This is a genomic window from Mycobacterium sp. P4_H6, assembly GCF_056400845.1.
Map to the genome: position 1 here is coordinate 1 of NZ_JBFUKN010000105.1, position 21,254 is coordinate 21,254.

At 67.6% G+C, this 21,254-nt stretch carries 26 protein-coding genes and 3 tRNA genes; 17 read left to right on the forward strand and 12 right to left on the reverse strand.

Annotated elements, in window-relative coordinates; translation table 11 throughout:
• Window positions 1-684 (forward strand): NAD-dependent epimerase/dehydratase family protein (locus tag AC1DTF_RS28365; protein WP_477476480.1); only part of this gene is annotated, 684 nt, incomplete at its 5' end.
• Here AC1DTF_RS28365 and AC1DTF_RS28370 read toward each other — a convergent pair.
• From AC1DTF_RS28370 to hisC, 3 genes are read right to left on the reverse strand one after another with little or no spacing between them, the layout of a single operon-like run.
• Complete coding sequence (locus AC1DTF_RS28370) at window positions 671-1,480, reverse strand: crotonase/enoyl-CoA hydratase family protein (RefSeq protein WP_057171125.1); 810 nt, start codon at window positions 1,478-1,480, stop codon at window positions 671-673. The genes AC1DTF_RS28365 and AC1DTF_RS28370 overlap by 14 nt on opposite strands.
• An 18-nt stretch (window positions 1,481-1,498) precedes the next feature.
• Window positions 1,499-1,951, reverse strand: a complete 453-nt coding sequence (locus AC1DTF_RS28375; RefSeq protein WP_327049672.1) for a hypothetical protein — start codon at window positions 1,949-1,951, stop codon at window positions 1,499-1,501.
• Entirely contained in the window at window positions 1,948-3,009 is a 1,062-nt protein-coding gene (gene hisC, locus AC1DTF_RS28380) for a histidinol-phosphate transaminase (protein ID WP_057171124.1), read from the reverse strand. The genes AC1DTF_RS28375 and hisC overlap by 4 nt, the downstream gene beginning before the upstream one ends.
• Before the next feature lie 106 nt (window positions 3,010-3,115).
• Here hisC and AC1DTF_RS28385 point away from each other — a divergent pair.
• From AC1DTF_RS28385 to AC1DTF_RS28400, 4 genes are all read left to right on the forward strand, one after another.
• Window positions 3,116-3,204: transfer RNA gene (locus tag AC1DTF_RS28385), tRNA-Ser, on the forward strand.
• A gap of 62 nt (window positions 3,205-3,266) precedes the next feature.
• A tRNA-Arg gene (locus tag AC1DTF_RS28390) sits at window positions 3,267-3,339 on the forward strand.
• A 138-nt stretch (window positions 3,340-3,477) separates the two neighbouring features.
• Window positions 3,478-3,897, forward strand: coding sequence for a nitroreductase family deazaflavin-dependent oxidoreductase (locus AC1DTF_RS28395; RefSeq protein WP_442928792.1), 420 nt, complete (start codon window positions 3,478-3,480; stop codon window positions 3,895-3,897).
• Between the two features lie 27 nt (window positions 3,898-3,924).
• The gene (locus tag AC1DTF_RS28400; RefSeq protein ID WP_057171105.1) at window positions 3,925-4,308 is read left to right on the forward strand and encodes a nuclear transport factor 2 family protein; all 384 of its coding nucleotides are present in this window, start codon (window positions 3,925-3,927) and stop codon (window positions 4,306-4,308) included.
• Here the strand turns inward: AC1DTF_RS28400 and AC1DTF_RS28405 are convergent.
• Entirely contained in the window at window positions 4,274-6,616 is a 2,343-nt protein-coding gene (locus tag AC1DTF_RS28405; RefSeq protein ID WP_057171104.1) for a putative bifunctional diguanylate cyclase/phosphodiesterase, read from the reverse strand. The genes AC1DTF_RS28400 and AC1DTF_RS28405 overlap by 35 nt on opposite strands.
• 92 nt (window positions 6,617-6,708) lie before the next feature.
• On the opposite strand from AC1DTF_RS28405, the gene AC1DTF_RS28410 reads away from it, so the two are divergent.
• Together AC1DTF_RS28410 and AC1DTF_RS28415 are read left to right on the forward strand one after the other, a co-directional pair.
• Window positions 6,709-7,200 (forward strand): metallophosphoesterase family protein, encoded by a 492-nt coding sequence (locus tag AC1DTF_RS28410; RefSeq protein WP_057171103.1) that lies wholly within the window; start codon window positions 6,709-6,711, stop codon window positions 7,198-7,200.
• Window positions 7,201-7,273: 73 nt separating this feature from the next.
• Window positions 7,274-9,151 carry an alkyl/aryl-sulfatase gene (locus tag AC1DTF_RS28415; protein ID WP_057171102.1) on the forward strand — a complete coding sequence of 626 codons (1,878 nt, stop codon included), beginning with the start codon at window positions 7,274-7,276 and terminating at the stop codon, window positions 9,149-9,151.
• A gap of 17 nt (window positions 9,152-9,168) precedes the next feature.
• Here AC1DTF_RS28415 and AC1DTF_RS28420 read toward each other — a convergent pair whose 3' ends face one another.
• Both AC1DTF_RS28420 and AC1DTF_RS28425 read right to left on the reverse strand, forming a co-directional pair.
• Window positions 9,169-9,930: an SDR family NAD(P)-dependent oxidoreductase gene (locus AC1DTF_RS28420; protein ID WP_057171223.1), complete on the reverse strand. Its 762-nt coding sequence runs from the start codon at window positions 9,928-9,930 to the stop codon at window positions 9,169-9,171.
• Window positions 9,930-10,994, reverse strand: coding sequence for a zinc-binding metallopeptidase family protein (locus AC1DTF_RS28425; RefSeq protein WP_477476481.1), 1,065 nt, complete (start codon window positions 10,992-10,994; stop codon window positions 9,930-9,932). Before AC1DTF_RS28425 ends, AC1DTF_RS28420 begins: the two co-directional genes overlap by 1 nt.
• Before the next feature lie 18 nt (window positions 10,995-11,012).
• Here AC1DTF_RS28425 and AC1DTF_RS28430 point away from each other — a divergent pair, with 18 nt between their 5' ends.
• Complete coding sequence (locus AC1DTF_RS28430) at window positions 11,013-11,621, forward strand: histidine phosphatase family protein (RefSeq protein ID WP_477476482.1); 609 nt, start codon at window positions 11,013-11,015, stop codon at window positions 11,619-11,621.
• A 9-nt stretch (window positions 11,622-11,630) separates the two neighbouring features.
• The gene (locus AC1DTF_RS28435) at window positions 11,631-12,644 is read left to right on the forward strand and encodes a phosphotransferase family protein (protein ID WP_477476483.1); all 1,014 of its coding nucleotides are present in this window, start codon (window positions 11,631-11,633) and stop codon (window positions 12,642-12,644) included.
• Here the strand turns inward: AC1DTF_RS28435 and AC1DTF_RS28440 are convergent.
• Entirely contained in the window at window positions 12,641-13,003 is a 363-nt protein-coding gene (locus tag AC1DTF_RS28440; protein WP_057171098.1) for a LapA family protein, read from the reverse strand. The genes AC1DTF_RS28435 and AC1DTF_RS28440 overlap by 4 nt on opposite strands.
• A gap of 132 nt (window positions 13,004-13,135) precedes the next feature.
• Here AC1DTF_RS28440 and AC1DTF_RS28445 point away from each other — a divergent pair, with 132 nt between their 5' ends.
• The 5 genes from AC1DTF_RS28445 to AC1DTF_RS28465 are packed head-to-tail and all read left to right on the forward strand — an operon-like array spanning window position 13,136 to window position 17,239.
• Window positions 13,136-14,077, forward strand: coding sequence for an ABC transporter substrate-binding protein (locus AC1DTF_RS28445; RefSeq protein ID WP_057171097.1), 942 nt, complete (start codon window positions 13,136-13,138; stop codon window positions 14,075-14,077).
• A 7-nt stretch (window positions 14,078-14,084) separates the two neighbouring features.
• On the forward strand, window positions 14,085-15,194 hold the full coding sequence (locus AC1DTF_RS28450) for an ABC transporter ATP-binding protein (RefSeq protein WP_057171096.1): 1,110 nt from the start codon (window positions 14,085-14,087) through the stop codon (window positions 15,192-15,194).
• 5 nt (window positions 15,195-15,199) lie between these two features.
• Window positions 15,200-15,856 carry an ABC transporter permease gene (locus AC1DTF_RS28455; RefSeq protein WP_057171095.1) on the forward strand — a complete coding sequence of 219 codons (657 nt, stop codon included), beginning with the start codon at window positions 15,200-15,202 and terminating at the stop codon, window positions 15,854-15,856.
• Window positions 15,853-16,626 carry an ABC transporter permease gene (locus AC1DTF_RS28460; protein ID WP_057171094.1) on the forward strand — a complete coding sequence of 258 codons (774 nt, stop codon included), beginning with the start codon at window positions 15,853-15,855 and terminating at the stop codon, window positions 16,624-16,626. The genes AC1DTF_RS28455 and AC1DTF_RS28460 overlap by 4 nt, the downstream gene beginning before the upstream one ends.
• Complete coding sequence (locus AC1DTF_RS28465) at window positions 16,619-17,239, forward strand: putative glycolipid-binding domain-containing protein (protein WP_235571770.1); 621 nt, start codon at window positions 16,619-16,621, stop codon at window positions 17,237-17,239. Before AC1DTF_RS28460 ends, AC1DTF_RS28465 begins: the two co-directional genes overlap by 8 nt.
• Here the strand turns inward: AC1DTF_RS28465 and AC1DTF_RS28470 are convergent.
• Complete coding sequence (locus AC1DTF_RS28470) at window positions 17,202-18,146, reverse strand: prephenate dehydrogenase (RefSeq protein WP_477476485.1); 945 nt, start codon at window positions 18,144-18,146, stop codon at window positions 17,202-17,204. The genes AC1DTF_RS28465 and AC1DTF_RS28470 overlap by 38 nt on opposite strands.
• A gap of 105 nt (window positions 18,147-18,251) precedes the next feature.
• Here AC1DTF_RS28470 and AC1DTF_RS28475 point away from each other — a divergent pair, with 105 nt between their 5' ends.
• The 3 genes from AC1DTF_RS28475 (at window position 18,252) to AC1DTF_RS28485 (ending at window position 19,352) form a co-directional block, all read left to right on the forward strand.
• Window positions 18,252-18,770 (forward strand): tRNA adenosine deaminase-associated protein, encoded by a 519-nt coding sequence (locus tag AC1DTF_RS28475; RefSeq protein WP_057171092.1) that lies wholly within the window; start codon window positions 18,252-18,254, stop codon window positions 18,768-18,770.
• Window positions 18,767-19,219, forward strand: a complete 453-nt coding sequence (locus AC1DTF_RS28480; RefSeq protein WP_057171091.1) for a nucleoside deaminase — start codon at window positions 18,767-18,769, stop codon at window positions 19,217-19,219. The genes AC1DTF_RS28475 and AC1DTF_RS28480 overlap by 4 nt, the downstream gene beginning before the upstream one ends.
• A gap of 42 nt (window positions 19,220-19,261) precedes the next feature.
• Window positions 19,262-19,352 (forward strand) — tRNA-Ser (locus AC1DTF_RS28485).
• A gap of 47 nt (window positions 19,353-19,399) precedes the next feature.
• On the opposite strand, the gene AC1DTF_RS28490 is transcribed toward AC1DTF_RS28485, so the two are convergent.
• From AC1DTF_RS28490 to AC1DTF_RS28505, 4 genes are all read right to left on the reverse strand, one after another.
• Window positions 19,400-19,699 carry a thiamine-binding protein gene (locus tag AC1DTF_RS28490; protein WP_057171090.1) on the reverse strand — a complete coding sequence of 100 codons (300 nt, stop codon included), beginning with the start codon at window positions 19,697-19,699 and terminating at the stop codon, window positions 19,400-19,402.
• A gap of 35 nt (window positions 19,700-19,734) precedes the next feature.
• Window positions 19,735-20,430, reverse strand: a complete 696-nt coding sequence (locus tag AC1DTF_RS28495) for an SDR family oxidoreductase (protein ID WP_057171089.1) — start codon at window positions 20,428-20,430, stop codon at window positions 19,735-19,737.
• A gap of 31 nt (window positions 20,431-20,461) precedes the next feature.
• Window positions 20,462-20,845: a DUF4345 domain-containing protein gene (locus tag AC1DTF_RS28500; RefSeq protein ID WP_082614558.1), complete on the reverse strand. Its 384-nt coding sequence runs from the start codon at window positions 20,843-20,845 to the stop codon at window positions 20,462-20,464.
• Window positions 20,842-21,254: alpha/beta fold hydrolase (locus AC1DTF_RS28505; protein ID WP_477476484.1), on the reverse strand; the 413-nt coding region annotated here is incomplete at its 5' end. The genes AC1DTF_RS28505 and AC1DTF_RS28500, both read right to left, overlap by 4 nt.

A 21,254-nucleotide genomic window follows, 5' to 3' on the forward strand; every position in this document is an offset into this window, starting at 1 on the left:
ACCCTGCCGAAGCTGGGGCCCAAGCGGATCAAGGATTTCGAGCCCGCCAAGGAGTTGTGGAGCCGTGGCGCAAGCAATCTGGTGGCTGCGGCCCAGCGTGCCGGGGTGTGCCGGGTGATCGCCGAATCGGTGATCTTCGCCTACGGGTATGCACCGACCGGGCCGGCCCTGCTGGACGAGAGCGACCCGTATCCGGGTCCGCCGCCGCCCGGGGGCGCCGCGATGCTCGCCGCCCTTCGCGGGATGGAGCGCACGGTGCTCGAGTCGGGTCAGCATGGTGCCACCGAGGGAATCGTGTTGCGCTACGGCGTTTTCTACGGTCCCGGCGTCACGCACGACGATCTGTTCCGCGCGCTGGCCAAGTGGTGGGCGCTACCGGCGCTGAACGGTCATGGCGTGCTGTCCTGGACTCACATCGACGATGTCGCGCGCGCGACCGCCGATGCCCTGGACAGGGGGCGGGGCGGGCAGATCTACAACATCGTCGATGACCGGCCACAGTCGTTCGGTGACTATGTGCGCGAACTCAGCGCCGGGCTGGGTCGTCCGCGACCGTTGCCGGTGCCGCGCAGCCTGGTTCGGCTGGTGGCACCGTACGCAGCCACCGCGTTCGGCACCGCGTGGCTGCCGTTGTCCAATGCGAAGGCCAAGGCCGAACTGGGCTGGACGCCTATTCCCCGGTGAACTGCGCGGGGCGCTTCTGGAACATCGCGGTGACCGCCTCGCCCAGATCCTTCGAGGGCAGGAACGCCGAGTTCCACGCCGCCACATAGCGCAGGCTCTCCGAGACCCGGCCGATGCGCTGCTGATCCAGCACGTCCTTCACGCCGTGCACGGTCAGCGGCGGGTTGGCCGCGATCTCGGCGGCGGTGGCGTGCGCGGCGGCCAGGGAGGCGTCGGCGTCGGCGTGGACGTCGTTGACCAGACCGATCTTCTCGGCACGCGAGGCGTCGATGTCCTTACCCGTGAGCGTGAGCTCGCGCAGGTGCCCGTCGGACAGGATCAGCGGCAGGCGGGCCAGCGAGCCCACATCGGCGACGATGGCCAGCTTCACCTCGCGCACCGAGAACTTGGCGTCGGCGCTGGCGTAGCGGATGTCCACCGCGCTGATCAGGTCGACGCCGCCGCCGATGCACCAGCCGTGCACCGAGGCGATGGTGGGTGTGCGGCAGTCGGCCACGGCGCTGATGGCGCCCTGCATCTTGGTGAGCTTCTGGTGAAAGCCGAGGCGATCCTTGGCGCCGGCGTCCAGGCCCGGCATGGTGGCGCCCATGGCGGCCAGGTCCAGGCCGTAGCTGAAGTTCTTCCCCGAACCGGTCAGCACGATGGCCCGTACCTCGGGGTCGGCGTCCAGCGTGCCGAACACCTCGGGCAGCTCGGCCCAGAACGCGGGGCCCATCGCGTTGCCCTTGCCGGGGCCGATCAGGGTCACCCGGGCGATATGGTCGGCGATCTCCACCGTGACGGATTCATATGCCATGGCGTGAAGGCTAACCCGCTACGGAACGGGTCCTCCGAGCAGCACCTCACTGACCGTGCTGTCGGTCATGAACTGGCAGACCGCCTCGGCGAGCGATCGGGCGATGTCCACATTCTCCGGTCCGAGGATCGAATCCTCGCCTTCCAGGATGGCGTTGACGACGGCCTTCCTGGTCGCGGCATCGAGCTTGTTGAACTCCGAGCATTTCATCGTCAGCGCATCCGGCGGCGCCGGGACATCGGGGACGTCGGACTCCTGGCCCGGCATCGGGAAGTTGGGGATGGTGATCTCCGGGAGCCCGGGAATCTGCGGCAATCCGGGCGTACCGCGGCCCGTGGTGGTCGGCTCCGAGCTCAGCGGCGGCCCCGGTTCGGTGGTCATCGCGACGGTGCCGTCGGTGCTGCGCCCACATCCGGTCAGCAGGCCGAGCGCGATCAGGCCGGCGCCTGCGGCCACCACGGTGCGCATCATGGCTGTTCTCCTCGGATCCACTGTCGGGCGAAAGCCAGAAACGCGTCGTTCTCGTGCGGGGCGGCGACCGTGACGCGCACGCCGTCCTGCCCGTAGGGCCGCACCAGCAGCCGGTTGTCGGCCGCGGCATTGGTGAACTCGTCGCAGCGGCCGGGCATCGGCAGCCAGACGAAGTTGGCCTGCGAGGCGGGCAGGTCGTAGCCGGCAGCGCTCAGCGCGGCGCTCACCCTGGCGCGTTCGGCGACCACGGCGTCGGTGCGGGCCAGCAGTTCGTCGGCCGCGTCGATGGAGGCGATGGCCGCGGCCTGCGAGATGGTGGTCGCGGTGAACGGGACGTACACCTTGCCCAGTGCGGTGATGATGTCCGGATCGGCCACCGCGTAACCGATGCGCAGCCCGGCCAGCCCGTAGGCCTTCGAGAAGGTGCGCAGTACAACGACGTTCGGGTACCTGCGGACCAGGCCCAGACTGTCCGGCAACAGGCCGTCGCGGATGTACTCGACATAGGCCTCGTCGATCACGATGAGGACGTCGGAGGGGACCTCCGCGACGAAGGCCTCCAGGGCGTTCGGGTCGACGACGGTGGAGGTCGGGTTGTTCGGATTGCAGACGAAGATCAGCCGGGTGCGGTCGGTGACGGCCGCCAGCATGGCGTCGAGGTCGTGGGTGTGGTTCTTGAGCGGCACCGCGACCGGGGTCGCCCCGGCGGTGCGCACCTGTAGCGGGTAGATCTCGAAGCTGCGCCAGCCGAACATCACCTCGTCGCCCACGGTGGAGGTGATCTGGATGAGCTGCTGGCACAGGCTGACCGAGCCGGAACCCACCGAGATGTTCTCCGGCGCGAAGTTGACGTGCTTGGCGAGGCGCTCGCGCAGATCCAGGTAGCCGTTGTCGGGGTACCGGTTGATGCCGGCGGCGGCAGTGGTGATGGCCTCCATCACGCTGGGCAGCGGACCGTCCACGGTCTCGTTGCTGGCGATCTTGATGGCGCCGGGCACGGTGCGGCCCGGCGTGTAGGCCGGCAGATCGGCCAGCTCGGGTCGCAGACGGGCGGTCACCCAGTCATTCTAGGGGTGCGCGGAGGCGCGCTTTGCCTTCCGCGCTCCGGCCTGTGTAATCTGTGCGCTCGGCGGTTCCGGGGGTCCGGTACCCTCAGATCGTTCAGGAGGCGTGCCAGAGCGGCCGAATGGGACTCACTGCTAATGAGTTGTCCGCCTTAAAGCGGACCGGAGGTTCAAATCCTCTCGCCTCCGCTGCATAACTGAATAGTTCGACCGGCAAGATAAAGTTCGACCAGCAAGACCAGCAAGACCGAGCGCCCGTAGCTCAACGGATAGAGCATCTGACTACGGATCAGAAGGTTAGGGGTTCGAATCCCTTCGGGCGCACACCAGCACCATCACGACTCCCGCGGCACGAGCACCACGCCCGGGAGTCGTTGCATTTCCGGGCGGGCCGCGACGGCCGGAATGGTTCGACTCGGGCTGTGCGTTCCCCACGGTGTGACCGACAACGTTGATTTCGATATGAGCGGCCTGGACGACATGAACAGCGGTGTCATCCGCGAGTTCCGGGAGACCGGCGGCACGGCGGGCGGGCTGGTCGAAGGCATGCCATTGGTCCTGGTGCACCACGTAGGGGCAAAATCCGGCACCGCACGCATCGCGCCACTGGTTCCGTTCGTGGAGGACGGCCGGGTTTACGTGTTCGCGAGTCTGGGCGGCGCCGATATCCATCCGGCCTGGTATCACAATCTGCTCGCCCATCCCGAGACCGTCATCGAACTCGGCGACGAGACGGTGGCGGTGACGGCCCGGGTGCTCACCGGCGACGAGCGTGACGCGATCTACGCGAAACAGTCGGCCGTACAACCGCAGTTCGCCGACTACCAAAGGAAGACCTCCCGGGTGATCCCGGTGGTCGAACTGGTGCGCTCTGCCGGCTAGCAGGGTGGGGTCGGGCAAGATGCCGGTATGACCCCGCAGGTGATCCAGCGCTGGATCCATTACATCGACCATCACGACCCGGCCGAACTCGATGAGCTCCTCGCCGAGGACGCGGTCTTCTATTCACCGGCGGTCTTCACCCCGCAACAGGGCAAGGCCATTACGGCCAAGTACCTGAACGCCGCCGCGAAACTCTTCGGCGGCACCGATTTCCACTATGTCGAACAGTGGTACGGCGAGAACTCGGCGATCCTGGAATTCCAGGCCACCCTCGACGGCGTCGTGGTCGACGGTATCGACATGATCCACTGGGGCGAGGACGGCAAGATCGTCTCGTTCAAGGTGATGATCAGGCCGTTCAAGGGCCTGCAGGCGGTCATACCGCGGATGGCGGAGCTGCTCGGCGCGTAGTGACGTCGAGCTGGGCCTGCAGGGCCGTGGTGAACACCGGTTCGGCGAAGTAATTGCCCTGCGCCACGGTGCAGCCGTATCCGCGCAGCAGTTCGGCGGTCTCGGCATCCTCGACGCCCTCGGCGACGCTGGTGATCCCGAGCGTGTGGGTCAGCTTGATCACCGAGTGCACGATTGCGGCGGCCCTCGGGTTCTGCAGCATCGGCGCCACGAAATTGCGGTCCAGCTTCAGCTCGTCGATCGGCAGATCCCGCAGGTAGCTCATCGTGGCGTAGCCGCTGCCGAAATCGTCGATGGAGACCCGGAACCCGGCCCTGCGGAGCTGCTCGATGACGTTTCGGGCCTGGCGCACGTTGGCCAGCAGATAGTGCTCGGTGATTTCGATGGTCACCGCTTCCGGCGGCAGACCGTGACCGGCCAGCACCGCGCCGATCCGCTCGGGCAGCGTCGCATCGTTGAACGACGGCGCGAACAGGTTGATGGCGACCGGCACCTCCCGGATCCCGGGCCGATACCAGGCGGCGGCGTCGCGGGCCGCCTGTTCCAGCACCAGATCCGTCACCGCGCCCATCAGGCCGTTGCGGCGGATCAGCGGCAGGAACTGGTTGGGCGTCAGCACACCGAGGTCGGGATGCGGCCACCGCACCAGCGCCTCGACACCGACGATGTCACCGGTCGCCAGCGAGATCTGCGGCTGATAGGCCAGCCGCAGATCGCCGCCGTCGACCACCCGGCGCAACTCGCCGAGCAGCCGGATCTCCGAGACCGGAGGCAGCCGGATCTGCCCGCTGTCGCCCCAGGCGGGCGCGGTGTCCACATCGCCGATCTGCATGCCCGGGACGAACATCTGGATGCCGCCGACCCCGGAGCGCTTCGCCACGTACATCGCCACGTCGGCCCGCTTGAGTAGTTCCTCGGTGTCGATCGGCGGTTCCGCGAGGCCGGGTGCGGCGACCAGGCCGATGCTGGGGTGGATGTAGACGTCCTCACCGTCGAGCTGGAAGGCGTCGTCGAAGGCCCGCATCACACGATCCGCGATGTCCTCGGGGCCCTCCGGGCCGGCCTCGAGGATGATCGCGAACTCGTCGCCGCCGAGCCGGGCCACGGTGTGGCCCGGAGGGACGCTGCGCACCAACCGGCCGGCAATCTCGCGCAGCAGCGCGTCACCGCAGTGATGCCCGAGGTTGTCGTTGACGAGCTTGAAGTCGTCGAGGTCCAGCGACAGCACCGCCACCGGCCGGCCGTCGCGGTGCTGTAACTCGATGGCATGGTCCAGGCGGTCGGTGAACAGCAGGCGGTTGGCGAGTCCGGTGAGTGGATCCCTGAACGCATGCATCGCCACTTCGTCCAGCAGCCGCCGGTTCTCGACGAGGACGGTGAGCTGACGGATCAGGGCGGCGATCACCAGGATCGCCGACCCCAGCAGCACCGGGCGGATGCCGGCGTCGGGCCACAGATGTGCGACAGCGGCGGCGACCGCGAACGGCATCGGCGCGTAGGGCAGCCACATGATGGTGGTCGGCAGCGGCCGGTGATCGTCGGCTTCCTGCCTGCGTTTCACCGTGGCCGACATGACCGCCCCGGCGGCGATCATCAGCAGTCCGGTGACCTTGCTGATGACCGGGAAGGGGCTGCCCGGATAGGCATCCTGCAGCTTCATGTAGAGCGCGGTGAGATCGCCCATCGCGATCGCGACGAGCCCGGCGGTCACCAGACCCAGGATGTAGCGCCGTCCCGGCGGGACGGCGGACAGCACCAGTATCGACATGGTGACCATCGTCAGCGCGGCGATCGGGTAGATCGCGGTCAGCGCCGTGCGCACGGGGTCGAGCCGGTTGTCGGTGAACACCTCGTTCAGCACCGAGACCCAGACCAACAGGAACAGCGCCGACGCGATGACCGTGCCGTCGAGCAGCTGCCGGACCGCCGACATCCTGCCGGTCGCGGTGCGCAGGACCCACACCACCGCGACGGCCACCGGCAGCGCCAGGAAGCCGACGTCTGCGACGGACGGGAACGGAGGAGCGACCCCGAGGATCACCTGGTGGTACGCCCAGACCAGGCCGCCGATGACCCAGCCCAGGAAGCCGACGGCGATCGCGAGCCACCCGATGCGGATACTGCCCCGGCCGGCGCGCGCCGCCCAGACGGCGCATCCACACGTCAGTCCACTGAACGCAACGAAGCCGACCGAGCTGACGAACGTCGTCACCTGCGGACCGCCCCAACCGGCAAGCAACCAGCAAACAAACACCAGGTAAACCACCATGCCGGCGGCGTAGCTGGGGTTCGCTCTGATCATGCGCATTACATGCAGCTTAGAGTGGTTTTCGGGTGCCAAGAACACTAATTCGCGTAGCGGGTCCAGCAACATCATGCGCCTGCGATAGCCTGCCAAGGATGCGTCTTTTGCTGATTTCCGACACTCATGTGCCGAATCGGGCACGGGACATGCCGGCCGTGGTGTGGGACGCAGTCGATGAGGCCGACGTGGTGCTGCATGCGGGTGACTGGATGGCGCCGGATCTGCTGGACCGCCTGCAGGACCGTGCGCGGTTGCTGGTGGCGTGCTGGGGAAACAATGACGGCGACGAGATGCGTGCGCGGCTGCCCGAACGGGCCGATGTCGTCCTGGGTGGGCTGCGGTTCACCGTCACCCATGAGACGGGTGGCGCTGCCGGGCGTGACGAACGGATGGGCCGCCTCTACCCGGACACTGATGTGCTGGTCTTCGGGCACAGTCACATTCCATGGGACGCGACGGCCTCCACCGGTCTGCGGCTGCTCAATCCGGGCTCACCGACCGACCGTCGGCGCCAGCCCTTCTGCACCTACATGACGGCCTCGGTCGAAGGTGGCGTGCTGACCGACGTCATCCTGCATCGGGTATAGCCGCACAGCAGCTCAACGTGACGGCACCGTGATATCGGCGCGCCGGACAGCTGTGCGTGGCAGGGTCGTAGCCATGGAGCAGAAGCCGCCCACCGCCACCATTGCCGCTGCCAACCTCGCGCACCGCGACGGTCTGCCGTTCGAGGACACCCGGGATTTCGAAGACGCGGACCGCGGGTTTCTCGGCGCCCTCGAACCGTGCGTGGTGACCGACGCGGACGGAAAGGTGGTGTGGGACAACGACTCCTACGGGTTCCTGGCCGGTGACGCGCCGGACAGCGTGCACCCGAGCCTGTGGCGGCAGTCCCAGCTGTGCGCCAAACAGGGGCTCTACGAGGTGGTCCCCGGCATCTACCAGGTACGCGGCCTGGACCTGTCCAACATCAGCTTCATCGAGGGCGACACCGGCATCATCGTCATCGACCCACTGGTATCCACCGAGACCGCGGCCGCGGCGCTGGCGCTCTACCGGACGCACCGCGGTGACCGGCCGGTCAAAGCGGTCATCTACACCCACAGCCACGTCGACCACTTCGGCGGTGTGCTGGGCGTGACGTCCCAGGCCGCCGTCGACGCCGGCGAGGTCGCGATCATCGCCCCGGAGGGATTCACCGAGCACGCCGTCCAGGAGAACGTGTATGCCGGCACGGCGATGGCCCGCCGCGCCTCCTACATGTACGGGGCGGTGCTGGCCCGCGGCCCGCAGGGACAGGTCGGCTGCGGGCTGGGGCAGACGCCGTCACTCGGTGAGGTGGCGCTGATCGTGCCCACGGTGGACATCACGCGGACCGGTGAGACGTACGCCGTCGACGGTGTCGACATCGAGTTCCAGATGGCGCCGGGCACCGAGGCCCCGGCCGAGATGCACTTCTATTTCCCGAAGTTCCGGGCACTGTGCATGGCCGAGAACGCGACCCACAACCTGCACAATCTGCTGACCCTGCGCGGAGCCCTGGTACGCGACCCACACGGCTGGGCCGGCTATCTCACCGAGGCGATCGACGCCTTCTCCGGCCGCACCGACGTGGTGTTCGCCTCGCATCACTGGCCCACCTGGGGGCAGGACAATATCGTCGAATATCTGTCGGTGCAGCGGGATCTGTACGCCTATCTGCACGACCAGACGCTGCGCCAACTCAACCAGGGCTTCACCGGGATCGAGATCGCCGAGACCTTCCAGATGCCCCCCGCCCTGGAGAAGGCCTGGCACACACACGGCTATTACGGGTCGGTGAGCCACAACGTCAAGGCGGTCTACCAGCGCTACATGGGCTGGTTCGACGGCAACCCCGGCCGGCTCTGGCAGCATCCGCCCCAGGAGATCGGCCCGCGCTACGTCGAGGCGATCGGCGGCATCGATCGGGTGGTCGAGCTGGCCAGGTCCGCCTTCGATGACGGTGACTACCGTTGGGCGGCAACGCTGCTCGACCACGTGATCTTCACCGACGAGAACCACACCGGTGCCCGCGACCTGTACGCCGACACGCTGGAGCAACTGGCGTACGGCGCCGAGAACGCGGTGTGGCGCAACTTCTTCCTGTCCGGGGCCACCGAACTGCGGGACGGCAATTTCGGCACCCCCACCCAGACCGCCTCCCCGTCGCTGATGGGCCAGCTCACCCCGGACCAGATGTTCGACGCGCTGGCGATCAACGTCAACGGCCCGCGCGCCTGGAATCTGGACCTCACCATCGATGTGACCTTCGTCGACCTCGGAGCTGATTACCGGCTGACGCTGCGCAACGGTGTGCTGGTGCACCGCAAGACCCCTGCCGATCCGGCCACGGCCACGGCGACCGTCACGTTCGCGACCAAGGCCCGGTTGCTGGCCTTCGCGGCCGGTGACCGCGAGTCGCCGGGGGTGGAGTTCACCGGCGATGCCGAGGCGCTGCCCACGCTGATCGGTGTGCTGGACCAGCCCGACCCGGGGTTCGCGATCATCACGCCCTAGTGGGCGAGCGGAGCGAACTAGGGCATACCGCCGTCGACGCGCAGGATCGAACCACTGGTGTAACTCGACGCGTCGGAGGCGAGAAACAGAGCGGCCCCGATGATTTCGGGTGGATTGCCGAGGCGCTTCAGCGCGAAGTGCTGCGCACCGGCCTGGGTCGCCTCGAGATCCCAGGCGTCGCTGATGTCGGTCAGGAACGGTCCCGGCATCAGGGTGTTCACCCGCACGGTCGGGCCGAACGCCAACGCGAAACCCTCGGTCAGCGCGTTGAGCCCGGCCTTGGAGGCGGCATAGGGCAGGAACGCGGGATCGGGTCTGCGTGAGCCGCTGGTGCTGATGTTGATGATCGACCCGCCGCCGTCGGCGACCATGCGTTCCCCGACCAGCGCCGAAAGCCGGAACGGGCCTTTGAAATTCAGGTTCATCACCGCGTCGAACAGCTTCTCCGACACCGATGTCAGCGACTCGTACAGCGGCGACATACCCGCGTTGTTGATCAGCACGTCGACCTTGCCGAACCGGTCGTAGCAGGCGTCGACCAAGCCGTCGAGCTGATCCCAGCGCCCGACGTGCACCTGATAGGGGAAGGCCGCGCGGCCGGTGGCCGCGGTGATCTGCTCGGCGGTGGCCACGCAGGACTCGTAATTACGGCTGGCGATGATCACGTCGGCGCCGCACTCGGCCATCGCGAAGGCCATCTCGCGGCCCAGACCGCGACTGCCACCGGTGATCAGCACCACCCGGTCGGTCAGGTCGAACAGGTTGTCGGCAAAGCCCATCACTGGCTCCTGGCGCTGTCGCGGATGACCCTGTGCACGAAACCCAGTTTCTCGACCACCGGCCGCGGAAGGTCGAAGGGATACAACGGATTCTTGCCCATGGCCGTGTTCACCCGGTTGAAGAACAATGACATCCACTTCCAGTCGGACAACATCCGCTCGATGGGTTCGTCGTCGTAGCACTCCAGCGCCACGATGTCGCGCGGCGCGGTGAAGCGCACCCGGTCGGCGTGCAGCACCATGCCCGCCTCCCGGGCGGTGTCCATGGTGTCGGCGATGTGCAGGTAGTGCGCGAAGCACTCCGCGAAGTCCTCCCACGGATGCATGGTGGCGTACTCGGAGATGAAGGTCGACTCCCAGCCGGCGGGGGCGCCCAGCTTGTAGTGCCGGGTGATCGCCTCGCGGTAGCCGGCCCGCTCGTCGCCGAACAGCCGACGGCATTCGTCGAGATAGATGTCTGCGCCAGAACCGTTTTCGACGAGCACGTTCTGGTAGTAGTGGCCCACCTCGTGCCGGAAGTGGCCGAGCATGGTGCGGTACGGCTCACCGAGGCGCACGCGCAGCGACTCCCGGTAGTCGTCCAGGGACTCGACGAGGTCGATCGTGATCACTCCGTTGGCGTGACCGATGGTCACCTTCTCGCCGGTGCTGTAGCTCGACAGCAGGTCGAAGGCCAGGCCGCCGTCGCGGTGCCAGTACGGCTCGATCGGCAACCCGATGTCGGCGAGCTGGAACACCAGCCGGCGCAGCGCCAGGGTGGTCGGCACCAGCTTCTCCCGCGCCAGGGTGTCGTCGGCGTCGGGCTCACGGCGGATCAGCGAGCCGGCCAGGCACCGGCCGCGGTGGCCCGCCTCCTGCTCTTCGCGCGCCAGCCAGTTGCACCCCAGCGTCACGTACTGGTTGCACCGGATCCACCGGATGCCGTCGTGCAGCGCGGTGCCGTCACCGAGCGCAAGCATGGTGCGCGACGGCAGGTGCAGGCCCAGCGCGGTCCCACACTCAGCGCAGCGATCGGCCTCGAACGCGATGAAGCTGTCGCACACCGGGCAGGCGAAGGCACGCACGAGCCATATGGTGTCACGGTGCAACTTCTTCTGGTCCGACATGCGCTGCCGCTGCGGAGTGAGCCCGGTGAGGGGTCCGATCCGCAGCTGTCCGAGGAGGGGCTGGCACAGGCCGCCCGGCTTCCCGATGCGTTGTCGCGATTTCCCGTCACCCGGTTGGTGAGCAGTCCGCAGCGCCGTGCCCAGCAGACCGCAGGGCCGCTGGCCGAGAAGCTCGGGCTGGCCGTCGACGTCGACGAACGCCTCGCCGAGTACGACCGCGACCTGGGGCATTACATTCCGATCGAGCAGATCGCCAAGGAGAACCCCGAGGAGCTGGCGCGACTGATCTCGGGTCATCTGCCCAGCGCGGTCGACGAGAAGGCGTTCCTGGAGCGGGTGCTCGCCGCGGTGGGGGACTTGGTGGCCGCGTCCGACCACGAGGACACCGTGGCCGTGTTCAGCCACGGCGGGGTGATCAATGTCCTGCTGCATCACATCCTGGGCACCGAGCGGTTGTTGTCGTTCCATGTCGACTACGCCTCGGTGACCCGGCTGCTGTCCTCGCGCAGCGGCAAGCTCTCGGTCGCCTCGGTCAACGGCACCGAACACGTATGGGATCTGCTGCCGCGAAATACGCAATGGTAGAAAAGCCCGGTGAACTCTCTGGCAGGACTTGATCTCGACGCCCTGGACGCCCACCTGCGCGCGGAGGGCATCGCCCGCGCCGGTGAGTTGCACGCCGAGCTGATCTCCGGTGGCCGCTCCAACCTGACCTTCCGGGTGTTCGATGACGCGTCCAAGTGGGTGCTGCGCCGCCCGCCGCTGCACGGACTGACCCCGTCGGCGCACGATATGGCCCGCGAGTACAAGGTGGTCGCCGGACTGGCCGACACCCCGGTTCCGGTGGCCCGCGCGGTCACCATGCGCAATGACGACTCCGTGCTGGGCGCGCCGTTCCAGATGGTCGAGAACGTCGAGGGCAACGTGGTGCGCAGTGCCGAGGAACTCGAGGCGCTCGGTGACGCAGAGGTCATCGAGGGTTGCGTCGATTCGCTCATCAGGGTGCTCGCCGATCTGCATGCCGTCGATCCGCAGGCTGTCGGGCTGGGCGACTTCGGCAGGGCCGACGGCTACCTGGAACGCCAGGTGCGGCGCTGGGGTTCGCAGTGGGACCACGTGCGGCTGCTCGACGATGCCCGCGACGCCGACGTCAAGAAGCTGCATTCCGTTCTGGCGGAACGGATTCCGGCCAGCCCGCGGGCCTCCATCGTGCACGGCGACTACCGCATCGACAACACCATCCTGGACGCGCAGGATCCGACGGTGGTGCGCGCAGTACTGGATTGGGAACTGTCCACCCTCGGCGACCCGCTCTCCGATGCGGCGTTGATGTGCGTCTACCGCAACCCGAACTTCGACGATGTGCTCGGCATGCGGGCCGCATGGACCTCAGAGCTGTTGCCCCCGGCCGATGACCTGGCCCAGCGGTATGCGGTGGCCAGTGGGCAGGAACTGCAGAACTGGGATTTCTACATGGCGCTGGCCTATTTCAAGCTGGCCATCATCGCCGCGGGGATCGATTTCCGTGGCCGCGAGAGCGGCGATGCCCCAGCAGCGGTCGGGGAGGCGGTGGCCCCGTTGATCGCCGAGGGACTCAAGCTCGTCTAGAACGTCCGGCGGGCCGCCTTCAGGTTCTTTCTGGCCGCCAGTCGCAGTTGCACGATGCGCGCCGCCCCGACCATCACCGCGAGCAGCCCGCCGCCCACCGCGGCCAGCAGCAGCGCCACACCCAGTGGCAGCGTCCAGTTCCAGCCCAGGAAATGGAAGGTGCCCGGGTCGGTGTTCTGCGCAATGAAGATCAGCAACACGATCAGGATCAGAAATCCGATGATCAGTGATGTCCAGAGCGCTGCCGCCCTGGTGAATTTGACCGCATCTTCGGGCGGCGGCGGTGGCGGTTCCGCGGCGCCCAGAGGTTGATATGGCTGCTCCGGCTCAGCGGGCAGCGCGTGCGGGTCGGTCGTCATGGTCTTAATAGTGCCCTTTCAAGGGCGATGACAAACCATCTCACGGTGAGTTAAAGCTCGGCATGTCTTGGCGCGGCCCGTTACTGTCGAGAAATTGCCACGCATCTACGCACCAATGGCCGAGGGGACGGTATGCGCCGCATCCGTAAGTTCGTCGTCTTGTGTACCGTTTTGCTCACCCTGTCGGTTGCGGGTTGCGGTAGCTCCAACCCACTCGGCGGTGGTGAGATATCCGGCGACCTGAAATCGATCACGGTCGGCTCCGCCGACTTCACCGAATCGAAGATCATCGCCGAGATCTACGCTCAGGCCCTGGAGGCCAACGACTTCACCATCAAACGGCAGTTCGGCATCGGCAGCCGGGAGACCTACATCCCTGCCGTGCAGGACCATTCCATCGACCTGATCCCGGAGTACACCGGCAACCTGCTGCAGTACTTCGATGCGCAGGCCACCGCAACCACCTCCGATGCCGTGCTGCTGGCACTGTTGAAGGCGCTGCCCGGTGACCTGTCGATCCTGTATCCCTCGCCCGCGGAGGACAAGGACACCCTCGCGGTGTCCGAGGCCATCGCGCGGGAATGGAACCTGAAGTCCATCGCCGATCTGGCCAAACGCTCACCCGAGGTGAAAGTCGGTGGGCCATCGGAGTTTCAGACCCGCCAGACCGGACTGGTGGGGTTGAAGGAGAAGTACGGGCTGGACATCGCGCCCGCCAACTTCGTGGCGATCAGCGACGGCGGCGGCCCCGCCACCGTGCAGGCACTGACCGGCGGCACCGTTACCGCCGCCAACATCTTCAGCACGTCGCCGGCCATCGAGAAGAACAATCTGGTGGTCCTCGAAGATCCCGAGAGCGTGTTCCTGGCGGCGAATGTGGTGCCACTGGTCGCCTCGCAGAAGATGTCGAACACTCTCAAATCCGTGCTCGACGCCGTCAGCGCGAAGCTGACCACCGAAGCGCTGATCCAGCTGAACACGTCGGTCGAGGGCAATGAAGGCGTCGACCCCGACGAAGCGGCCGCAAACTGGATCAGGGACAACGGCTTCGACCAACCACTGCCGGGTAAGTGAGTACGCGATGATCACGTTCACCAACGTCACCAAGAAGTACCCGGACGGCACCGTCGCCGTCGACGACCTGACTCTGGAGGTCCCCGAGGGCACGCTGGCGGCGTTCGTCGGTCCGTCGGGCTGCGGTAAGACGACCTCGATGCGGATGATCAACCGGATGATCGAGCCGACCTCGGGCGTCCTCACCGTCAACGGCGAGGACGTCACCAAGGTCGATCCGGTGAAGTTGCGGCTCGGCATCGGCTACGTGATCCAGAGCGCCGGGCTCATGCCGCACCAGCGGGTCGTCGACAACGTCGCCACAGTGCCCGTACTCAAGGGCGAGTCGCGGCGCAGCGCCCGTAAGGCCGCCCTTGAGGTACTGGAGCGTGTCGGGCTGGATCCCAAACTGGCACAACGTTATCCATCCCAGCTATCGGGTGGGCAGCAGCAGCGCGTCGGGGTGGCCCGCGCGCTGGCCGCCGACCCGCCGATCCTGCTGATGGACGAACCGTTCAGTGCCGTGGATCCGGTGGTGCGGGAGGAGTTGCAGGCCGAAATCCTGCGGCTGCAAAGCGAACTGCGTAAGACCATCGTGTTCGTCACGCACGATATCGACGAGGCGGTCAAGCTCGGCGACAAGGTCGCGGTATTCGGGAGGGGCGGGGTGCTGCAGCAGTTCGCCGACCCGGCCTTCGTGTTGTCCAACCCCGCGAACGAACTGGTATCGGGCTTCGTCGGCGCCGACCGGGGTTACCGCGGACTGCAGTTCTTCAAGGCGACCGGCCTGCCGCTGCACGATATCCGCCAGGTCGCCGAGGACGATATCGACCAGTTGCAGCTGGCCGACGGCGACTGGGCCCTGGTGATCCGCGGCGATGGCAAGCCATTCGCCTGGATCAACGCCGAGGGTGTGCAGGTGCACCGCAACGGAAGCGCGTTGTACGACAGCACCATCGGCGGCGGATCCTTCTTCCGGCCCGACGGCTCGCTGCGACTGGCCCTGGACGCCGCCCTGTCCTCCCCGTCCGGTCTCGGGGTGGCCGTCGACGAGGACGGACGTCTGATCGGGGGCGTGCAGGCCGATGACGTGCTCGCGGCGCTGAAGCAACAGCGCCGGGTCCCGAAGGTCGGGTAGTTGCCGTGAACTATCTGTTGACCCACCTCGACGACGCCTGGACGCTGACGCTGATCCATCTGCGGCTGTCGCTGGTGCCGATCGTGCTCGGGTTGATCATCGCGGTACCCATCGGCGCGGTCATCCAGCGCACCACCCAGCCGCGCCGGGTCGTCACGGTGATCGCCAGCATCGTCTTCACCATCCCGTCGCTGGCGCTGTTCGTGGTGCTGCCGCTGATCATCCCGACCCGCATCCTCGACGAGGCGAACGTCATCGTCGCTCTCACGCTCTACACCACCGCCCTGCTGGTGCGTGCCGTGCCCGAGGCGCTGGACGCGGTGCCCCCGGATGTGCTGGACGCGGCGACCGCGGTCGGCTACCGTCCGCTCACCCGGATCCTCAAAATTGAACTACCGCTGGCCATCCCGGTGCTCATCGCCAGCCTGCGGGTGGTCGCGGTGACCAACATCTCGATGGTGTCGGTCGGTTCGGTGATCGGCATCGGCGGGCTGGGCACCTGGTTCACCGAGGGCTATCAGGCCAACAAGAGCGGCCAGATCATCGCGGGCATCATCGCCATCTTCGTGCTGGCGGTGGTGATCGACACGCTGATCCTGTTGGCGGGCAAGGCGCTAACCCCTTGGGACAGAGGCGCCAGAACCAAGGCAGGTGCACGATGAACTTCCTGCAGGAGGCGCTGTCCTTCATCTTCACGTCGGCGAACTGGACCGGGCCCGCGGGCCTCGGCATCCGGATCGCCGAGCATCTGCAGTACACCGCGATCGCGGTGGTGTTCTCGGTGCTGGTCGCGATCCCGATCGGCCTGATCATCGGGCACACCGGCCGCGGCACCTTCCTGGTCGTCACCGGTGTCAACGCGCTGCGCGCACTGCCCACGCTCGGCGTGCTGCTGCTCGGGGTGCTGCTGTGGGGGCTGGGTCTCATCCCGCCCACGGTGGCACTGATGCTGCTGGGTATCCCGCCGCTGCTGGCGGGCACCTACTCCGGCATCGCGAATGTCGACCGCGCCGTCGTGGATGCGGCCAGGGCGATGGGCATGACGGAGCGCCAGGTGCTGCTGCGCGTCGAGGTCCCCAACGCGCTACCCCTGATCCTCAGCGGCCTGCGCACCGCCACCCTGCAGATCGTGGCCACCGCCACCGTGGCGGCCTACGCCAGCCTCGGCGGGCTGGGGCGCTACCTGATCGACGGCATCAAGGTCCGCGAGTTCTACCTGGCCCTGGTGGGCGCGCTGATGGTGACGTTGCTCGCACTCATCCTCGACGGGGCCCTGGCCCTGGCGGTGTGGCTGTCCCAGCCCGGCGGCGACCGTTTCGGCAGGCAGGCCGATCGGTTACCGCAGCCACTCTTAGATGACGAAGTGGCACTCGAATCATCCAACGCGGGTACGAAGCCGGGGGACGTTCGCATACGGTATGAGGGTGACTGAACCAGCCCCACAATCAGGCACGGGCGCCACGGATGAAACGGCAGGCGCCTGGCCGGCGATCCTGACCTGGCGTGCGCACGATGTACCGCGGATGGAGTCGGTGCGCGTGCAGCTCTCCGGCAACCGAATCAAGGCCTATGGCCGCATCGTCTCGGCCGCCACCCCCTCGGACGCCGCGTTCAGCGCCTCCTATGACCTGGTCACCGATGAGACCGGCGCCACCAAGCGGTTGTCGCTGACGATGACGCTGGCCGAGCGGGAACGCCAGCTGTCCATCGCCCGGGACGAAGAGGGCATGTGGCTGGTGCGCGACCACCAGAACCAGACCAGCCGCGCCGCCTTCGACGGGGCGATGGATGTCGACGTGGTCTTCAGCCCGTTCTTCAACGCGCTGCCCATCCGCCGCACCGGGCTCTACCAGCGCGCGGAGTCACTGGAGGTGCCCGTCGTGTACGTGCGGCTGCCCGAACTGACCGTGGAGCTGGAGACGATCAGCTACAGCAGCACCGGCTCGGCGGGGATCGACCTGAAATCGCCGGTCGCCGAGACCACCATCACCGTGGACGACGACGGCTTCATCCTCGATTACCCCGGACTGGCAACGCGGATCTGATCACCCCGCCCGCCCGGCCCGCCGCGGCGAGCTCTTCGCGCCAGTCCGGCGCCCCGATGGCGATGGCGAGGATGTCGGGCCTGCTGAAACTGTCGTAGCGGATCCGGGCGGCGTGGCCGGCTTCCACCAGATCGGCCACCGAGGCGTTCGCGGCCAGATGTTCGCGTGCCCGGGTGAGCAGCTCGATGCTGCGGTCCAGCCCGGTCAGCAACTGCTCGGAGTTGGCCTCGCACATGGCGCGCACCAGGTCCGGTGCCGTGGCCGCGACCCGGGTGCCGTCCCGGAACGACCCGGCGGCCAGCGCGAAGGCCAGCGGAACCTCGCCGGCGGTCGCCGCCAGCGTCTCGGCCAGCAGGTGCGGCAGATGCGATATCGCCGCGGCGGCGGCGTCGTGCTCATCGGAGCGGGCCGGCACCACGAATGCCCGGCAGTCCAGCGCCAGCTGCATCACCGTCGCCCAGACGCCGGCGTCGACATCGTCGTCCACCGCGACCACCCACGGGGTCCCGGCGAACAGGTCCTTGTCCCCGGCGGACCACCCGGAGTGCGCGGTCCCGGTCATCGGGTGACCGCCGACGAAGCGGGCCCGCAGCCCGGCGGACTCGACCTGCGCCAGCACCGCACCCTTGACGCTGATCACATCGGTCAGTGCGCAGTCCGGGGCGTGGGCGCGGATGTGTTCGAGCATGACGCCCAGTGCGGGCATCGGAACGGCCAGCACGATCAGCGCGTCGGTGTCCGCGGCCCGGGACAGCGCCTCGTCGAGGGCGGTGGTGGCGTCGAACCCGTCGAACTGGGCGGCCTTCACACCGTCCACGGAGCGGTTGTAGCCGAACACCACACGGCCGGCCGCGGCCGCCGCCCGCATCAGCGAGCCGCCGATCAATCCCAGTCCCAGCACGCACACCGGAGTCTCGGTCACGGTTCTAGGTTGGCACACGGTTCAGGCGCCCGGTTGCCGGCCGGTGAATAGGTGGTCAAAGGTCCCGGCCGGGGACTACCGTTAGCGCCCATGGGAGCACAGCGTGCGCCGGCGCAGGAAGCTGCCAACCTGCCAGGCGGATTCGGAGTCGCGGTCGTCCGGGAGGACGGCAAATGGCGGTGTACTCCGTTGCGCAAGGGTGCGCTGAACAGCCTCACGGCCGCCGAGACCGAGTTGCGGGAGCTGCGTAGCGCGGGTGCCGTTTTCGGGCTGCTCGACGTCGACGAGGAATTCTTCGTCATCGTCCGGCCGGCCCCGGCGGGCACGCGGTTGCTGCTCTCGGATGCCACCGCGGCACTGGATTACGACATCGCCGCCGAGGTGCTCGACAAACTGGACTCCGATATCGATGACGAGGACCTCGAGGACGAAGACCCGTTCGAGGAGGGCGACCTCGGGCTGCTGGCCGATGTCGGGCTGCCCGCCGGTGTGCTCGGCGTGATCATCTCCGATGACGAGATGGAGATCGACGAGCAGATCACCGCGATCGCCGAGCGGATGGGCTTCGAGAACGAACTGTCCGCGGTGCTCGACAAACTGGGTCGGTGAAGTCGGATCAGGAGCTGATCCGGCTCGCCCTGGAGGTGGCCCGCGCCGCGCCCGCCGGCGATGTGCCGATCGGTGCGGTGGTGTTCGGGCCGGACGGCACCGAACTGGCGCGTGCCGCCAACGCCCGTGAAGCACTGGGCGATCCGACCGCGCACGCGGAGATCCTGGCGATACGGGAGGCCGCCGCACGGCTCGGTGACGGATGGCGTCTGGAGGGCTGCACGCTGGCGGTCACCGTCGAACCGTGCACCATGTGCGCCGGGGCACTGGTGATGGCGCGGATCGGCCTGCTGGTGTTCGGGGCGTGGGAGCCCAAGACCGGGGCCGTCGGTTCGCTCTGGGATGTGGTGCGCGACCGCCGGCTGGTGCACCGCCCGCAGGTGCGCGGAGGGGTGCTCGCGCAGGAGTGCGCGGCCCCGCTGGAGGAGTTCTTCGCCCGGCAGCGCTGACGCGATTATGGCCAACCGCCAGTCCCCGGTAAGCTGCCACGCGGTGGCGTGTCCGAGCGGCCTAAGGAGCACGCCTCGAAAGCGTGTGACGGGTAACCCCCGTCCGAGGGTTCAAATCCCTCCGCCACCGCCATGGCTCCCCACCGGTACACACCGGTGGGGAGCTTTTCGTTTGCGGAGCTAGGGCTCGAGCGCCTGTTCCACGCGTTGCACCTTCGCGCTGAGCTGGCCGGTGTGCCCGGGGCGGATATCGGCCTTGAGCACCAGGCCGACCCGCGGCGAGACGGCTGCGACGGCGTCCACGGCCTGCTTGACGACGGCCATCACCTCGTCCCATTCACCCTCGATGTTGGTGAACATCGCGTTCGTCTCGTTGGGGAGACCGGATGCCCGCACGATGCGGACGGCTTCGGCCACCGCCCGGTGCACGCCACCGTCCTCATCGGCGGCGGACGGGGTCAGACTGAAGGCAACAAGCATGCTGTCCAGCCTGGCACAGCCGCATCGACGGTCGCTCAGCCCAGCGCGCGTTCGGACACGGGCTTGTTCAACTCCGCGCGGACGGTGCGGGTCAGCTCGTCGGCGAGCACCTCATCGGCGCCGGCTTCGATCCCGTCCAGAACCTGCCGCACGACGTCGGCGGGGTCGGACTTCGGGCTGTCGGAGAACGACGCCATGTCGGTGTCGACGAGCCCGACGTAGACGCCGACCACCTGGACACCACGCGCCGCGAGCTCGAGCCGCATCGAGTCCGTGGCATTCCACATCGCGGCCTTGGATACGCCGTAGCTCGCCCCGACGGGCAGCCACGCCAGCACCGAGGCCACGTTGACGATCGCGCCGGCCTGGTCGGCGATCTGGTCGGCGAACGCCGATGCCAGCGCGAGCGGCCCGAAGAGGTTGGTCTCCAACTCCTCCCGCAGCTTGGTGGAATCCCGGTCCAGTACCGAGGCGCCGCGCACGATGCCGGCGTTGTTGATCAACACGGTGACATCGCGCGCCGCCTCGGCCGCTGCGGCCACCGACCGGGCGTCGGTGACATCGAGGGTCAGTGCGGTGACCCGTGGGTCGGTGGTGTCGATCTGAGCGGTGTCACGCGCGGCGGCGTACACCTTGGCCACCCCGCGATCGAGCAGCTGCGTCACGTAGTGGCGCCCCATCCCGCGATTGGCGCCGGTGACGAGCACGGTCTGGTTGTGCAGTGAGGTCATGTCGTTTCTCCTGGGGGTGTGTGGATGTCTGTCATCGGTCGGCGAGGCTGCGCTGCCACGCCAGGATGACGGGAATGCCGATGAGTTCGAGCGCGGTCGCGCCGACGGTGACCGGATGCGGACGCCCGGCCTGCTTCCATGACCACAGCCGGGCCAGCCCGCCGGCACCGATGGTGGCACCGGCGACCGTGATGGCGTCCGAGCGCTCGATGCGCGACAGCTGCGACCAGATGATCGGTGCGACAGCCAGTTTGAACACGTTGGCATACCGGAGCGCACTGTCGACGGTCGGTGCGACAGCGGGTGAGCCGCCGGGAACCGCAGCTGGGCCCCCGACGATCTCGCGGACCGCGCTTTGCGCCGGCAGGGCGGCCAGCAGCCCCAGTGTCCACTGCAACCTCCGCCTGCTGCTCATCGCAGGAACTCGAGGGCTTGGGCGACGAATTCGTCGTGGAACTGGAAGATGCCGCCGTGCCCGGCGTCCGGGTAGATCTTCAGCTGCGCATTCGGGAGCCGACGGGCCAGATCGTGTGAGTTGCTGGTGGGGACCATCCGGTCATCGTCGCCGTTGGCGACGAACACCGGCTGCCGGATGCCGGAGAGGTCGACGGGCTGCTGAACGCCCCACCCGTGGATGGCTTTCAGCTGGGCACGGAAAGCGAAGGGGGAGATGGACTTGTCACGATCGGCGGTCCGCTCCTTGAGCCGGCCGACGAAGCGCTTGGCTTCCGCCCGGCCGTGCGCCGTTCTGGTGAAGAAGAGATTCTCCTTCGGGTCCTTGCCTGTCAGCAGAGCCCTGGTGGTGTCGCTGATCGTCACTCGCG

Bases quoted from the DNA above. Each gene is read 5' to 3' on its own strand.
- AC1DTF_RS28420 (WP_057171223.1), bottom strand. From the start codon at position 9,930: ATGGGCTTTGCCGACAACCTGTTCGACCTGACCGACCGGGTGGTGCTG.
- AC1DTF_RS28445 (WP_057171097.1), top strand. From the start codon at position 13,136: ATGCGCCGCATCCGTAAGTTCGTCGTCTTGTGTACCGTTTTGCTCACC.
- AC1DTF_RS28450 (WP_057171096.1), top strand. From the start codon at position 14,085: ATGATCACGTTCACCAACGTCACCAAGAAGTACCCGGACGGCACCGTC.
- AC1DTF_RS28500 (WP_082614558.1), bottom strand. From the start codon at position 20,845: ATGAGCAGCAGGCGGAGGTTGCAGTGGACACTGGGGCTGCTGGCCGCC.
- AC1DTF_RS28370 (WP_057171125.1), bottom strand. From the start codon at position 1,480: ATGGCATATGAATCCGTCACGGTGGAGATCGCCGACCATATCGCCCGG.
- AC1DTF_RS28490 (WP_057171090.1), bottom strand. From the start codon at position 19,699: ATGCTTGTTGCCTTCAGTCTGACCCCGTCCGCCGCCGATGAGGACGGT.
- AC1DTF_RS28475 (WP_057171092.1), top strand. From the start codon at position 18,252: ATGGGAGCACAGCGTGCGCCGGCGCAGGAAGCTGCCAACCTGCCAGGC.
- AC1DTF_RS28375 (WP_327049672.1), bottom strand. From the start codon at position 1,951: ATGATGCGCACCGTGGTGGCCGCAGGCGCCGGCCTGATCGCGCTCGGC.
- AC1DTF_RS28440 (WP_057171098.1), bottom strand. From the start codon at position 13,003: ATGACGACCGACCCGCACGCGCTGCCCGCTGAGCCGGAGCAGCCATAT.
- AC1DTF_RS28410 (WP_057171103.1), top strand. From the start codon at position 6,709: ATGCGTCTTTTGCTGATTTCCGACACTCATGTGCCGAATCGGGCACGG.
- AC1DTF_RS28395 (WP_442928792.1), top strand. From the start codon at position 3,478: ATGAGCGGCCTGGACGACATGAACAGCGGTGTCATCCGCGAGTTCCGG.
- AC1DTF_RS28495 (WP_057171089.1), bottom strand. From the start codon at position 20,430: ATGACCTCACTGCACAACCAGACCGTGCTCGTCACCGGCGCCAATCGC.
- AC1DTF_RS28400 (WP_057171105.1), top strand. From the start codon at position 3,925: ATGACCCCGCAGGTGATCCAGCGCTGGATCCATTACATCGACCATCAC.
- AC1DTF_RS28415 (WP_057171102.1), top strand. From the start codon at position 7,274: ATGGAGCAGAAGCCGCCCACCGCCACCATTGCCGCTGCCAACCTCGCG.
- AC1DTF_RS28405 (WP_057171104.1), bottom strand. From the start codon at position 6,616: ATGCGCATGATCAGAGCGAACCCCAGCTACGCCGCCGGCATGGTGGTT.
- AC1DTF_RS28460 (WP_057171094.1), top strand. From the start codon at position 15,853: ATGAACTTCCTGCAGGAGGCGCTGTCCTTCATCTTCACGTCGGCGAAC.